Annotated in this window: 10 protein-coding genes; 6 read left to right on the top strand and 4 right to left on the bottom strand. The window is 49.9% G+C overall.

The genetic code is table 11. The annotated features are described in order from the left end of the window. Window positions 1-189: 189 nt before the first annotated feature. Window positions 190-1689 carry a GH3 auxin-responsive promoter family protein gene (locus RIC19_RS05275; RefSeq protein WP_350177248.1) on the bottom strand — a complete coding sequence of 500 codons (1500 nt, stop codon included), beginning with the start codon at window positions 1687-1689 and terminating at the stop codon, window positions 190-192. 88 nt (window positions 1690-1777) lie between these two features. Beyond that, window positions 1778-2461 carry an outer membrane lipoprotein periplasmic chaperone LolA1 gene (gene lolA1, locus RIC19_RS05270; protein ID WP_350177247.1) on the bottom strand — a complete coding sequence of 228 codons (684 nt, stop codon included), beginning with the start codon at window positions 2459-2461 and terminating at the stop codon, window positions 1778-1780. Window positions 2462-2919: 458 nt separating this feature from the next. Between lolA1 and RIC19_RS05265 the strand changes: the two genes are divergently transcribed. The 3 genes from RIC19_RS05265 to RIC19_RS05255 all read left to right on the top strand — a co-directional run bounded on the left by RIC19_RS05265 (window position 2920) and on the right by RIC19_RS05255 (window position 5904). Beyond that, on the top strand, window positions 2920-3570 hold the full coding sequence (locus tag RIC19_RS05265; protein ID WP_350177246.1) for a hypothetical protein: 651 nt from the start codon (window positions 2920-2922) through the stop codon (window positions 3568-3570). 248 nt (window positions 3571-3818) lie between these two features. Continuing rightward, complete coding sequence (locus RIC19_RS05260) at window positions 3819-4316, top strand: FKBP-type peptidyl-prolyl cis-trans isomerase (RefSeq protein WP_350177245.1); 498 nt, start codon at window positions 3819-3821, stop codon at window positions 4314-4316. A gap of 22 nt (window positions 4317-4338) precedes the next feature. Next, entirely contained in the window at window positions 4339-5904 is a 1566-nt protein-coding gene (locus RIC19_RS05255) for an AAA family ATPase (protein ID WP_350177244.1), read from the top strand. Here the strand turns inward: RIC19_RS05255 and RIC19_RS05250 are convergent. Then, window positions 5894-7321, bottom strand: a complete 1428-nt coding sequence (locus tag RIC19_RS05250; protein ID WP_350177243.1) for a hypothetical protein — start codon at window positions 7319-7321, stop codon at window positions 5894-5896. The genes RIC19_RS05255 and RIC19_RS05250 overlap by 11 nt on opposite strands. Window positions 7322-7575: 254 nt before the next feature. Between RIC19_RS05250 and RIC19_RS05245 the strand changes: the two genes are divergently transcribed. The 3 genes from RIC19_RS05245 (at window position 7576) to RIC19_RS05235 (ending at window position 12366) form a co-directional block, all read left to right on the top strand. After that, the gene (locus tag RIC19_RS05245) at window positions 7576-8718 is read left to right on the top strand and encodes a T9SS type A sorting domain-containing protein (protein WP_350177242.1); all 1143 of its coding nucleotides are present in this window, start codon (window positions 7576-7578) and stop codon (window positions 8716-8718) included. A 389-nt stretch (window positions 8719-9107) separates the two neighbouring features. Continuing rightward, complete coding sequence (locus RIC19_RS05240) at window positions 9108-10511, top strand: DUF6089 family protein (protein ID WP_350177241.1); 1404 nt, start codon at window positions 9108-9110, stop codon at window positions 10509-10511. Window positions 10512-10647: 136 nt separating this feature from the next. Next, entirely contained in the window at window positions 10648-12366 is a 1719-nt protein-coding gene (locus RIC19_RS05235; RefSeq protein WP_350177240.1) for a DUF6909 family protein, read from the top strand. Here RIC19_RS05235 and RIC19_RS05230 read toward each other — a convergent pair. Next, the gene (locus RIC19_RS05230; RefSeq protein ID WP_350177239.1) at window positions 12354-13643 is read right to left on the bottom strand and encodes an APC family permease; all 1290 of its coding nucleotides are present in this window, start codon (window positions 13641-13643) and stop codon (window positions 12354-12356) included. The genes RIC19_RS05235 and RIC19_RS05230 overlap by 13 nt on opposite strands. Between the last annotated feature and the right edge of the window lie 170 nt (window positions 13644-13813).

Below are 13813 nucleotides of genomic sequence, written 5' to 3'. Positions count from 1 at the left end.
GCTCGTTACTATTGCAAATCAACGCTTTATGAACCCCGCAGAAATGCGGGGCAAGCTCTGACTTCCTCACTAAATTTTCATTTAGCCCGCTAAACTCAAATTTAGTGACTTTGCCAGAACCATAAATCCTTGATTTTCATGACGAAACCGCTCCAAACATGCTCTGAAGGCACCCCCAAACGAGAACAGCTACTGCCGTAAATCTTTGAGCAAGTCAGCTACTTTACGGTCATTGCTCAGGCGCGGCACCTTGTTCTGCCCGCCCAGTTTGCCTTGTGTTTTCATGTAGCTGCGGAAAGCATCGCGCTGCATCACCTGTACTTTGAGGGGCTGAAGAATATTCCCGCCAATTAAGTCCTGATAATAAATATTCTGCTGTACCATCTCCCGGTCGAGGTCTGCTGCAAACTGCTGTAAATCCTGAGGCGGCTCCTGGAACTCCACAAACCATTCGTGATAGGGAGTGCCCCCTTCCGGTGGGCTCACCTGCGGGGCTACCGTGTACTCGACGACCCGAACACTATGCCGGGCAGCAGCGGCATTCATCGCTTCTTCCACTTCCTTGCCGATCACGTGCTCCCCAAAAGCCGAAATGAAGTGCTTCACCCGCCCGGAAACGACCAAACGGTAAGGGTCTTTGGACACAAACTGTACGGTGTCTCCGATATTGTACCCCCATAAACCTGCATTATTGTTGATAATCAGGACGTAGTTGACCCCGATTTCCACTTCATTCAGCCACAAGCGGCGTGGGTGGTCGTTGTGGATTTCATCCAGAGGGATGAACTCGAAGAATATACCCGAGTAAGCATTGAGCAACAGCCCGGGCTCCGTTTGGGTATCCTGGAAAGCAATAAAACCCTCAGAAGCCGGGTAGGTTTCTACGCTGTCCAGCCGTTCTCCTACCAGATTCTCCAATGCAGCCCGGTACGGCTCAAAGTTGACCCCGCCGTAGACAAACATGGAATAATTGGGAAAAACCGCTTTGACCGTTTTCTTACCGGTACGTTCCAGCAGGCGCTCGTAGTACATCTGTACCCAAGGCGGGATACCGCTGATCAGGCGCATATCCGCGTTGAGCGTCTCGTCAATGACACGCTCCAGTTTTTCCTCCCACTCCTCAATGCAGTTGGTCTGATAGCTGGGCAGCTGATTGGTACGCAGCCAGCCGGGCACTTCGTGATTGACGATGCCGGAAAGGCGGCCGGTAGCAATACCGCCCACCTCCTCCAATTCCGGGCTGCCGGAAAGGAAAATCATTTTCCCGTCCAGGAACCGCCCATTGCCCGTGCGGGCGTAGTAATTGAACAAGGCATTCCGGGCGGACCCGAAGTGGTTAGGCATACTGTCTTTGGTCAGGGGGATGTACTTAACACCGGAAGTGGTACCGGAGGTTTTGGCGAAGTACCGGGGCAGCCCCGGCCAGAGCACGTCTTTCTCGCCCTGTTTGATACGTTCCACATAGGGTTTGAGAGCTTCGTAATCGCGTACGGGCACCTGCTCCCGGAAAGCTTCATAGGGCATATCCGATATCAGCTTGTGGTCGCGGCCAAAACGGGTATGCTGCCCTTTGGCGAGTAACTGTTGAAACACCTTGCGCTGCGCGCCGACCGCATCCGCTGACCACCGGTCGATATCACGGGCAATCTTATTCGCAAATGGCTTAAGGAGCAATGCTTTGAATCCCATAGGTATCAGAGTTTACTGCAAAGGTAGCACAAATCAGAAAGGGCACAGTGCTTACTGTACCCTTTCGAATCAAGACCATCAAAAATGGTTATTCCCTCAAGTCTTCGATGTAGTAACCTGGATAGTCTGCTTTGTTGAATGCAAATTGGCCGGCCGGGAAACGCTTGTTGGGCGTGAGGCTATCCAATCTTAGCTTGTAGCGCGAGCCATCCCGCCCGAAGGCAGTCACACTGACCACGTCCTTAGTAGCTTTGTTGACATTCATGCGCAGCTTGGTGTACTCTGCGTTGCGATCGAGCGGTTTGAATTCAATTTGCTGAACAGCCTGCCCCGCTTCACGGGCTTCCCCGGTGATGAAGTACGCAAAATCACCGTGATCATAAAAATTGAGCAGCGACTCCGGAGAGAGGACCATCCCGCCCATTTCTGCTTCGTCTGGCATCGTGTTGATCTGAACTTCCTTATTGTGGTCGAAGATCATCCAAAGGGTTTCACCATCAGAAATGACGGTTTGACTAGCCATGCTCATACGGAATTGGTCGCCCTGCTTGGCAATTTCACCCTTCTGCGATTCCATGGGCTCCTCCGGGAAAGTAATTTCCAGCGTAAAATCTGCGCCTAGTGATTCGTAACTTTCAAAGCGCTTCCGGATTTCGTCCAGAATGGCTTTAGCGCGTGGGTCAGAGTCTTCAGCGCTGGTTACAGTATTATCCTGAGCAAAAGCAGGGATGATCAAGGCCAAAAATGCAATGGAAAAGAGGAATTTCTTCATGTATGCGTGTCTTGTGGTTTGTTCTTTAACGGACAAATTACGCCGTTTATTGACCGCCTAACAAGGCACCCGGAGTTAAAGTTTGTTTAAGGCTATGTTTGGAGCGGATTCGTCATGAAAATCAAGGAATTGTGGTTCTGGCTAAATCTTTTTTGGCGCGTTTGGCGGGCCAAATAAGCTAAAAAAGATGACGCCAGAGCCTGCCCCGCATTCCTGCGGGGTTCATAAGTCCTTGGTTTGCAATAGTATCAAGCTCCAAACATAGTCTAAGAGCGTGTTGGAGCGCAAAGTCCAGGCCGAAGCCATCGGCATTGAAGCTAAAGCCGAAGCTATGCGCAAGCAGGGCCGTGCCGAGGCCGAAGTAGCCGACTACTCAAAACTATTTAGAATAAAGGGCGTTCTGATAATGCCCACCATAAAAAGCCGCCACTTTTATGATCAAAACTTATTCTATTTGAATGGAGAATTCCACTTCCATACACGAGCAAGGCGTGGTTGATGCGCTTGCCAGCCAGCTCAAACAGCATGGCTTTGACTGGCTGCCCCGTCTGCACCAATTCAGGCGGAGCACAGAGCATGGATTTAGCTGCTTAATTTTATCCTCCAGCCCGGCGGCAGAAGGCAGCATCATGGAGGCTCACATCGGGCTGCGCCTTGATGCGGTTGAGAACCTGTCATTCCCTTTCACGAATGGGTTACCGGGGTTTCAACCCGATAGCATGACCCTCGTCACGCCAATAGCCCGCCTCTACGGCCAGCGCTTCCAACGGCTAAGCCTCAGGGACGAGAAGGACCGGGAAGCTGCCGCTCAGCTTTTTGGCGCTCAGCTTGAAGAGAGCGGCCTGCCCTTTATCAATCAGTACAGCCATATACAGGCACTCGACCTCCTTTTTAATCATGACCCAATGGCTCCTCTTGCTCTGGTCCACAACCAGATCAATCGCTGTTTCCGCGGGATTGTACTGTCGAAACTGGTACAGAGCCCTGATTTTGAAGAAGTGGCAAAGGCTTATGTAAGCGCCTTGGAAGGCAAACTCTACGCGCCGGAGCCCACTCTAGCCAAATTCCACCGGCTCAGCGACTTCCTTCGCCACTACTCTATGAACTAAGAGCGTGTTCTACCAGCTTCCAAAACATTTATCAGGCTTTCCAGTTTATAGAAGAGTTTGTTATACTCCCCTTGGGCACAATAAGTGATTTTTGACTTTTTCTTTTTGCGCCCTGCGGCGTTAATCGAGGTTCCGGGCGCGCTCCCGCTACTTGGCGGGACAGGTCTTGATCTGGCAAAAACCCTAACCCAGGGCCTATACAAAACCTACATTAAAAAACTATAGAGTACAATTTGGAAACGGCACTTATGATAGTAGAAGATCAGCATATTGTTACCATAGCCTATGACCTGAGGGAACGGGATGCCAAAGGCCCGTTGCTCGAGCAGATGGACCCGAACTGGCCTTTCAAGTTTTACTTTGGCAGCGGCAAGCTGCTCCCTGCATTTGAGGAGCACCTCCGCGGGTTGGAAGAAGGCGAAAGCTTTGAGTTCACCCTTTCACCAGATGAAGCCTACGGTCCGGTAGAAGAGGGTAATATTATTAATGTCCCCCGATCTGCATTCGAGGGGCTTGGCGACAACGTGCTCATTGCCGGCAATTACGTGACCCTTTCCGATGACCAGGGTGACGCTCATAATGGCAAAATCCTTTCCTGGACAGCAGAACAAGTCAAAGTGGACTTCAACCACGAGATGGCGGGGCGTACCCTTCACTTCTCCGGTGTGGTCCTCAATATCCGGGAAGCTACTGTAGATGAGCACATCCGAAAGAACTACATTGAAGAGGACGGGGTGAGGCACTAACCCCAAAATACCTACACCACATATGCCAACCACGCTTCCCAGCACTTCCGTGCGACAAAAAACCGAACGGCTCCTTGAAGGGCTTTGCAAAGGCTTGTACGAACGAGAGCAATCTGTCAAACTGGCCCTGCTTAGTGCAGTTGCCGGTGAAAGTATCTTTCTGCTGGGCCCCCCGGGTGTTGGGAAAAGCCTTATCGCCCGCCGGCTGAAGCATGCTTTCCTCGACGGTACGAGCTTTGAGTACCTGATGAGCAAGTTCAGTACGCCGGACGAGATCTTCGGGCCGGTTTCCATAAAAAAGCTGAAAGAAGAAGACCGCTACGAGCGGCAGACAGCGCAGTACCTGCCCAGCGCTAATATTGTCTTTCTGGATGAAATCTGGAAAGCAGGGCCTGCTATACAAAATGCATTACTCACCATCCTCAACGAGAAGATATACCGTAATGGTGGTGTGGATTATAAAGTAGACATCCGCGGCATTATCACAGCCTCCAACGAACTGCCCTCTAAAAACAGCAGCCTTGACCCTATCTGGGACCGCTTCCTGATCAGGCTTGAGATGGGCAACATCCGGCAGTTTAAGAACTTCCTGAATATGATCACCGACACGAAAAACGTGTATGAGGATGATGTACCGGATGAGGCAAAAATCACGGTAGCGGAGCTTGATGTGTGGAGCAAAGAAATTAATGCCATAGAAGTACCGGCAGAAGTGCTCAATACCATTCAGGTAGTAAAAATTAAGATTGAAGAGCACAACGCCCGGTCCGCAGGTGCAGACCGGCTCATTGATGTACACGACCGGCGATGGAAGAAAATCGTTCGGCTACTCCGCACTTCTGCTTTTCTCAATGGCCGCCAAAAAGCAGACCTTATGGACTGCTTTCTGATGGTGCATTGCCTGTGGAGCCAGCCCGGGCATCTGGATAAAATCAAGGAAATCGTGACGGAATCCATCCGCAGGCATGGCTACACTATGGCCGTCAACCTGCAGATGATCAAGCGGGAGACGCAAGACTTCGAAGAGGATGTAGACCGTGAAATCCGGGTGCGGCATACCGTCACGGAGGAGCAACTGCAGCCCATCAAGGACGAATACTTTGAACTGGTCAAGGAAGACGATAAGTTTGATGGTGTACTACTCAGCATCAAGCAATTCAACCAACTGGAGCTGGACAGCCCGCAAGTGACCAACTTCTACGACAAGGCTTACAACCTCGTCAACCGGCTGCAAGCTCAAAAAAGCAGTAAGGAGTACACCCTTGAGGTCTTCTACAACTCTGAGCGCTATGCCTACCCCCTGCGCACCCGCAAGGCGGAACGTACAGAGGTCATCACCAAGAAGCCCCACCCTATTGTGCAAAAGCACTGGGATGAACGCCATCAGCGGTTAATGGCCTACATTACGCAGCAGGAAGAAAAAATACAGTCTCAGGCTCCGGACGAGCTCAACCACCTGAATAGCAACCTGTTTGTGCCTAAGGAGCATAGCGAAGTCGTGACCCGCAACCTGCAGGAAGTGCGCGAATCCCTGCAGCAACTCAAGCTACGCCTTGAAAAGGTACAATACGCCTACACTAATATTTAGACACCGGGTTGATTTTCTGTGCTTTCAGGGTAGAAAGCAGCCAATTGCGCTCTGCCAGCGGTTTGGTCTGCTCCACCTCCCGGATCAGTTTATCCTTTTTCTGCTCCGAATTGACCTTGAGGATTTGGTGCAGCAGTTTGCAAAAGTTGAGGCAGGTTTGCTGGTAAGTATTCGAAAGCCCCTTATTCCGCTGCAGGAACTTCGTAAAAGAAGCCAGATAAGACAGAACAGACTCCATCTGATCAAGCTCGTAAAACGTTTTGATCAAAATCATACGGGACCCCAGGTTGTAGTAAGGATCCGAGAATGACAGGTGCTGCAGCTGATCGAGCACTTCATTGTAGCGCGTTCTGGAGAAATACAGATCAGCGAGGTTAAAGTGAAAAGCGTCTTCGTAGAATTTAGGGGCCAAATACTCCTTGTAGTCATGAATGAATGCCTCTGTCCACTCATACCGGTTTTGGAGCAAGGCTAACTTTACCACATTAGTGTACGTCCAATGTGATAAGTACCCCCCGTTGAACAAGTAGCGCTTGTCAATAGCCCTACGGTACAAGTCGAGCACCTTCAGCGTGTATTCATCCCTTCCGCTACGAATCTTTCTCACGCCAAAGTTGATGGCGTAGGTATAGATCTCAGGTATTTCATCTTTATGGATCTTGGGCTCATACTTATCGATAAAGCCCAACAGGTCATCAAAGTAATTCTCTCCGTCGGCGCCATGCGTCCTAATGGTCTTGTAAATACTCAGAAATATTCGGATGATGGGCAAGGAGGGCGGATCTTCGATCAGCGCATTAGCCATACTATCCGTAATCGCAGATACTTTAAAGTTGCCTTTTACGACCAGTTCCCAGCTCAACAGGGCGCAAGCATACTTCAGGATTTGGAGATAGTAATAATTGTTGAGTTCATCGTACACTTGCTGCATACTCGGGTCGAAGCGCCGGACCTTCTGATTCGAAAAGTGGATCATTTCAATTTCAGCAAACTGAAACCGCTGCATGGCAAGTTTGGAAGAATACATCTTTTCATCCAGTGCTTTACCCACCTTACGTTTTAAAAACTCGTAATGCTTTTGCAGTTTTTTTTCTGATAGCTCAAGCAGAGTGAAACGGGAACTCTGAAATTCATCTTTGCAAAACCGCTCAACAGCCAGGAACTGTTCGGCCAGTTTCAGCAGGTAATTCATCAGATAGCCCATACGCTGCCCATCGAAAGGCTGCTCCGGGTAACACCGCTGAAAGACCTCTTCCTTGCTCATCTCAAAGTCAGGATAAAGGTTAAACAAAAAATACCCGAGTGCTATCACTTCATCATTCCTGTTGAAATAGGGCGAATCGATAAATTCGATAAACCTTTTCCAGTCGGAATTATTGAATGTTAACAGCAATTGACCTAATTTACTGGTGCGCACAACTGTAATCTTTTATTATTTTTGATTCATCCCTCCTTCACCTAAAACCACCCTTCAAAAAAACCTACTCTTACATATTAAGAAATAATTAAATACTAAACAAACAAACAACTGTATTACAACAACTTAGACATTTACCCAAAAACTAATTAATCATTCACAGCTGGTTATTGGCTGAAAAATAGCAAAAAATGTACTTGCCAACCGATTTTTCCTGCTCTATATTTGTAAGCGTAAAGAAAAAACAACATCTCTTGAAGTTTCCAAAAAAGCATATCAGAACGGTCTTTGGCGTTTTGTGCTCAATGATAGCGCTTATGCCTCTGCAAGGTCAGGAACTCTGGCCGGGCGATGTTTCTGGTAATGGCTTGGTTGATCATCAGGATGTTTTGTTTTGGGCGTACGCCCGGGGCGCAGAAGGTGCCTCGAGGCAAAATGCAAATACAGACTTTCAACCTCAGTCTGTAGACTTGACCGATTGGACAGGTGTTTTTCCTGCAACAGACCGCAGTTTTGCTTATGCCGATTGCAATGGTGATGGAAAGGTCGATTATGCCGACCGGCTCGTTATCGAGCAAAACTATTATCAAGCTGTAGCTGGTCCTGTGCTTCCCGATCCCTTCCAAATGGGTGACGGCCCAATCGGCAGTCAACTGGTATTGGGTGAAAATGCATCAATTGACATAGTGGCTGGAGAAGAGACAGCCATTCCTTTTAGTCTGGCTACGCAAGAAATGCAGCCTATTGAGTTAGGCTATCTGGGTTTTCAACTCAGCTATGGCACGGAGCTTATCGCTGAAGGACCAAATGGAGAACTCCTGTTCAATATCAGTTTCGACGTAGACGGCAATGACTGGTTTATGGAAGCGCAGGACGGGGTAGAGTTTTTCATCCACCACCATGAAAACCTGGGCTTTTCTGACCTAGCACTTTATATGAGTAGCCCGGGCGACTATGTAGTGGGCAATGGAGCTATTGCAGAGTTTACCATAGTGGTTGAAGAAGTTGTATTTGGTTTGCATGATATCAATATCGATGTCCCTGTAATTTTGGATGCGGACTTCAAACGCCCCGGATTTGTGTCTGGTCAGGGTATCACCCTTAATCTGGTAGGCAAGCCTGTAAGTACAGATGGGCAAGCATTACCGGCTGGAGCGTTAACTGTATTCCCAAACCCGGTTAATACAGGTATACTGCATGCACAATTGGAGCGTAATCATCCTGGTATTATTGAGCAAATGGAGCTCTTTGACCAAACGGGACGGCTGATTACCAGTCATGCACCGAATGCACGGGCAGGGCAGTTGAATGCCCGCTTTTTACCAGAAGGGCTTTACGTCCTGAAAATTATTACCGATGCCGGTACGCAGACCATGCAGGTAAAAGCCACACGATAAGATATGAATTCGTCGCAAACGTGCGATTGAACCTATAAGAAGAGAGCTTTGAGAGACTATCCGATTCTCATAATAAGGGGAGCTGGGAAGCCAGCTCCTTTTTTTGAGAATCCCAAAACAAACTAAATTAGTTTTACACGCTTCTTGTTTAAATGCTCTCCGGTTCAATCCGGAGAGTGCTTTTGAAACCTGATACTTTTTTGGAACCTATCCCACCGTTTTACCCTTTTGTGTTCCAAAAAATTTTAAGAATAGACTGTTTAAACCTGGAAACTTAGACATTTGATGAGCTGGCCCGTTAAGGGCCAGCTTTTTTTATACGCTTACTTTCCCCTTATTGATATTCCCCTTATCTTCCCTCTGTCCCAATACCCAAACTACCACAAAGCATGAAGCAATCTGTTTTTCTGGGCGCATTACTCCTGATGGCGCATTTCGCATTGGGGCAACAACGTTGGTCGGCTGCAGCAGTTGCCGGCACAACTGTGCTACAGGGAGACTTGTCCGGCTCCAGGTTTGGAGATTTCAACAAGATGGGTATTGTCGTTGGTGGTCATATCCACTACCAGTTCAAGCCAAACTTTGCCCTTAGAATACAGGGGGTAAGTGGTGATCTGGTAGGTGATGACCTGGACAAGCCCTCCGGGAGTAAGGGCTTCGCTTTTCGTACGCTGTTTTCGGAAGGAAGCGCGCTGCTGGAATGGCACTTCCTCCAAAGCGAAAAACAAACCTACAGGTGGTCACCCTACCTCGGGCTCGGAGCCGGGCTGCTCTTTTTTGAGCCGAATGTAGATTTTCGAAGGACGCCAAAAGAAGGCCCAATACCAGGAGAAGAAGCGGACATCCTGGCGGACAAAGGCAGCCCGCAATGGGTCGTCCCGGGCGTATTTGGGTTACACTATACCCTCAATGACCACTGGCGGCTGGGTGCCGAAGTCAACCTGCGCGCGAGTTTCTCCGATTACCTTGATGGCGTCAGTCAGTCCGCCAACCCGGAATTCAACGACTGGTTTATGAGCACGTCCCTTTCTATGGCCTATACCTGGGGGAAAGCAGATCGTGATGGCGATGGATTGCGGGATGATGTAGACCGTTGCCCGGATCAGTTTGGGACCTCGCAGTTTGGGGGATGCCCGGACACCGATAACGACGGTATAGCTGACCCCGATGATGCCTGCCCCGATCAGGCTGGATACCTGGACGGTTGCCCCGACAGCGATGCCGATGGCGTGCCAGACTTTATTGATCAGTGCCCCTACCGCCCGGGGCCTCCTCAACAAGCCGGTTGCCCCAATACCGATACGGATGCCGATGGTATCCCGGATGAAGAAGATAAATGCCCCGACAGAGCCGGGCCGGCTTCACGGGCCGGTTGCCCACCGGAAGATATTGACCGGGATGGTATTACTGACGAACATGACCAATGCCCTAAGATTGCAGGTACCCGGGCACACTTCGGCTGCCCCACCCTCAGCCCGCCCGAATCCTACCCCATTGAAAGTTTGTATTACGCCACCGGCGCTACCCAGCTCGATCAGCGCCAGCAGCAACACCTGCGAGAAGTCGCCAGTCAGTTGGTGGCCCAACCGCAGCAACTGCTATTGTTACAAGGCGTAGCCGGGGGGGCAGAAGGCTTGTCCGTTGCGGAAGCCAGAACAGAACAGGCTTATCACTACCTCTTGTCATGGGGGGTCAGCAAAGCCCGCATCAATTATGGCATCTACTTAGTCAACCCTGAGCCCGGCAGCGAAAACGAAGCCCGGAGAGTGAGCATGCGCATCATCAAAGAATAGACTTGATGCGTCGGGTCAGTGCAGTGGGAAAAATGAGCTATTTTAACCCTGTAATGATCTCCGACGCATCAAGTCTGATAAATTGTACTGAACCAATTCAAAACTCGCACTGTTGCTTTCCTTCAAAACCCAGATTATGCCACTAAAACCTAGTCAACGTTCCAGAGCACAGGAATCCCGCGCCGCCATACAGCGTCTTTATATTGCTATGCGCCACCTCTTCATCCGCGGGAACTACAAGCCCCTCGGCGTTTCCGGAGAAGCGATTATTGAAGCCCTCACCCAGTTGCGCCCGGAGATTTACGGCTCCATCAATGACCCCGAACGGGTAGAGTTGGACGGGCTGCTGTACATTTTCCAACGATTGCCCAGAGGCATTGAGGAATGCCGCTATATCAAGCTCATTTCCCGGGAAGGCTTTGAAGACAGCCACTTCGAGCCCATCATTCCCAGTAAGCGCCGGCGCAACAGCTACCGGATTGATCAGGAACAGATGTATATAGAAATGACGAGAGGGCGGAGTGATATTTATGATATCCTCACCCATCTCACCTTCATGTACATCGAGGCAGAAAAAATCAGGCGCAACAGCGAAGACCATAAACAGCGCAAACGCCGGGAGTGGGAAATGCTGGAACAAATAGTCGATCTCGAAGAGAAAGGCGAAGCATATAATAAAGAAATTGCCTATACCTACCTGAGCACACTGCTCGGTCGCACCTACGAGGAAACAGTGGAAGCCTGCCAGCGCTTTGGTAAAGCCTCTGATGTGAATAGCGTTTTTCAAATCACTTACTGGCTTGGCAAACTCGCTACCGAAGAGGCCGTGGACGAAAAAGACCGGGAAATCAGCTTTTCGTCAGCACTACGGGAAAAAATCGGCCACCATTACTACGGCGACCTCTGGGCCCGCAATATAAAATCGGCACTACTCGAACGCAATCTGCTGGAGCGCCCCATCCATATCATCAGTGCCAATCTGCATAGCGTAATGAATACGCTCTATGCACCGGCCACCTTAGGCACCGAAAATGAAATTGAAGACCTGGCCCGATCGCTAAGTGACCCCATCAATGAAGAAATGCGCCAACGCGTCTATAAGCACGCTATCCGAAATGGCATGATACAAATTGATGATACCAGCGGTACCAATATTTCGGTGCAAATCATTGACACCACTAAGCTCGACCTGACCACTTTGCCTCCTACGCTGGAAAAAGACGAAGCGTACATTCAGGCAGAAAAACCGGTCATCCTGGTTATGGATTACGCATTTGGGGAACAAGCCTACGAAACCATGGATGAACTCCTGAAACCTTTCGAATACAGGGAGAGGGAAAAAACACCGCTTGAGGTCCGGTCGATCTCCATCATGGGCAAGGCTGGCATACTAGAGGGGGGAAAGGGCGATATTATGATCCCGGATGCTCACGTTTTTGAAGGCACAGCGGACAATTACCCCATCGAAAATAAAATGAGCCCCGAAGACTTCAGGGACAGCGGGCTGGGCGTATCCACCGGGCCGATGATCACCGTCATGGGCACCTCCTTGCAAAACCGGGATATCCTACGCTACTTCTTGAGATCTTCCTGGAAAGCTGCCGGGCTCGAGATGGAAGGGGCGCATTATCAAAAAGCTATTCAGGCCGCCTCTAAAATCCGTAAGAGCATCAATGAAAACGTCTCCCTATGCTATGCTTATTATGCATCAGACAACCCTTTGATTTCAGGGCAGACGCTTGCTTCAGGCAGTTTGGGTGCCGATGGGGTGAAGCCAACCTATTTGATCACCACCAAATTTCTGAACCGGATCCTCTGCCCGGCCGTAAGCAAGCCTCAGCCTCAGGACCTGTAGCGCCGGCTCCACCAGTAAGAAATGGCGCCAACCAAAAGATTCGCAGCCCCCATCAGGCTTTCCCTGGGCTTGTCATATATCAACACTGCGATAATCCAGATGCTAATCGCCAAAAAAACGATTTGGACCCAGGGGTAGCCGGGGCTACTGTACCCGGCTTTCCCTTCACGCCAGCGCAGGATGAGCAGCCCGGCAACCGACAGGGTTGTAAAGAGCTGCAATACAAAACCACTGTACAGAAAAACCCGGTCGAACGGGCTTGTCAGCACCATAAAGAGACTAATACCGGCCTGCATCCATACCGCCCGGACGGGCACCCCACTTGCATTATCCTTGGCCAGGAAATGCCAGATCGAAAAGTCATCAGCCATGGCCCGAACCACCCTGGGGCCCACCCAGATGCTCGCACTAATGCTGGAAATCAGGAACAGAGACACAAATAACGACATCAGCCGCCCTCCCGTGGGGCCAAAAAGAATATGAGCAACTATTTTCCCTACCTCAATTTCGTTATTCAGCTGCTGAACAGAGGCTTGGTATAAAAAACCCGCCTGCAACAGTACATAGAGGAGGCTTACGGTCAGGGTCCCCAGGATCAGTGCTTTCGGAAGATTGACCGAGGGCGTCCGGATTTCTTCCACAATGTATGCGGCTGCATTCCACCCGGAGAAGGAGTACGTCACATAGACCAATCCGATCATAAAAGCAGAAGTCCCAATTTCCAATTCAAAAGTTGCACTTTTGAGCGCTGTCCCCTCCGGGGCGGGGATCACAAAACAAGCCACGATAAAAAACAGCATAAGCAGCAGTTTAACAGCGGTCGCTCCATTCTGAAAATTACTGCTTTGCCGGATACTGAAGGAGTGGGCCAGAGAAATCAGCACAATCACGCCAACAGCTAATACATTAGGGCTTACAGGAAGGAAGTCCTGAGCATATTTGCCCATAGCCATAGCGGCGAGAGCTACAGAGGCCGCAAAGCCCACCGTGAGGGAAACCCACCCTGCCAGATAGCCCATAAATGGATGGTAGATATGGTAAAGGAAGTTATACTCTCCTCCTGACTTCGGCAGCCGGGTACCCAGCTCGGCATAACTAAACGCCCCCATCAACGCGATAAAGCCACCCAACACCCAAAGCAAAAGAATGGACCAGATGCTCCCGATCTTACCGACCTGCAAACCCAAACTGGTGAACACACCTGTCCCGATCATGTTGGCTACGACGATGGCCGCAGCACTGACCCATCCTATTTTTCGGCCATTTGAGGTGTGCATTTTTTTTTATTACTGCTGGAAATGATCACCTTAGAGCATGTTTGGAGCGGTTTCGTCATGAAAATCAAGGATTTATGGTTCTGGCAAAGTCACTAAATTTGAGTTTAGCGGGCTAAATGAAAATTTAGTGAGGAAGTCAGAGCTTGCCCCGCATTTCTGCGGGGTTCATA

The organism is Phaeodactylibacter sp., assembly GCF_040219495.1.
Classification (GTDB): domain Bacteria; phylum Bacteroidota; class Bacteroidia; order Chitinophagales; family Saprospiraceae; genus Phaeodactylibacter.
The sequence above is the reverse complement of the archived record's forward strand: the minus strand, read 5'-3'. Positions and strand labels throughout refer to the sequence as shown.

Bases quoted from the DNA above. Each gene is read 5' to 3' on its own strand.
- RIC19_RS05275 (WP_350177248.1), bottom strand. From the start codon at position 1,689: ATGGGATTCAAAGCATTGCTCCTTAAGCCATTTGCGAATAAGATTGCC.
- lolA1 (WP_350177247.1), bottom strand. From the start codon at position 2,461: ATGAAGAAATTCCTCTTTTCCATTGCATTTTTGGCCTTGATCATCCCT.
- RIC19_RS05265 (WP_350177246.1), top strand. From the start codon at position 2,920: ATGGAGAATTCCACTTCCATACACGAGCAAGGCGTGGTTGATGCGCTT.
- RIC19_RS05260 (WP_350177245.1), top strand. From the start codon at position 3,819: ATGATAGTAGAAGATCAGCATATTGTTACCATAGCCTATGACCTGAGG.
- RIC19_RS05255 (WP_350177244.1), top strand. From the start codon at position 4,339: ATGCCAACCACGCTTCCCAGCACTTCCGTGCGACAAAAAACCGAACGG.
- RIC19_RS05240 (WP_350177241.1), top strand. From the start codon at position 9,108: ATGAAGCAATCTGTTTTTCTGGGCGCATTACTCCTGATGGCGCATTTC.
- RIC19_RS05235 (WP_350177240.1), top strand. From the start codon at position 10,648: ATGCCACTAAAACCTAGTCAACGTTCCAGAGCACAGGAATCCCGCGCC.
- RIC19_RS05230 (WP_350177239.1), bottom strand. From the start codon at position 13,643: ATGCACACCTCAAATGGCCGAAAAATAGGATGGGTCAGTGCTGCGGCC.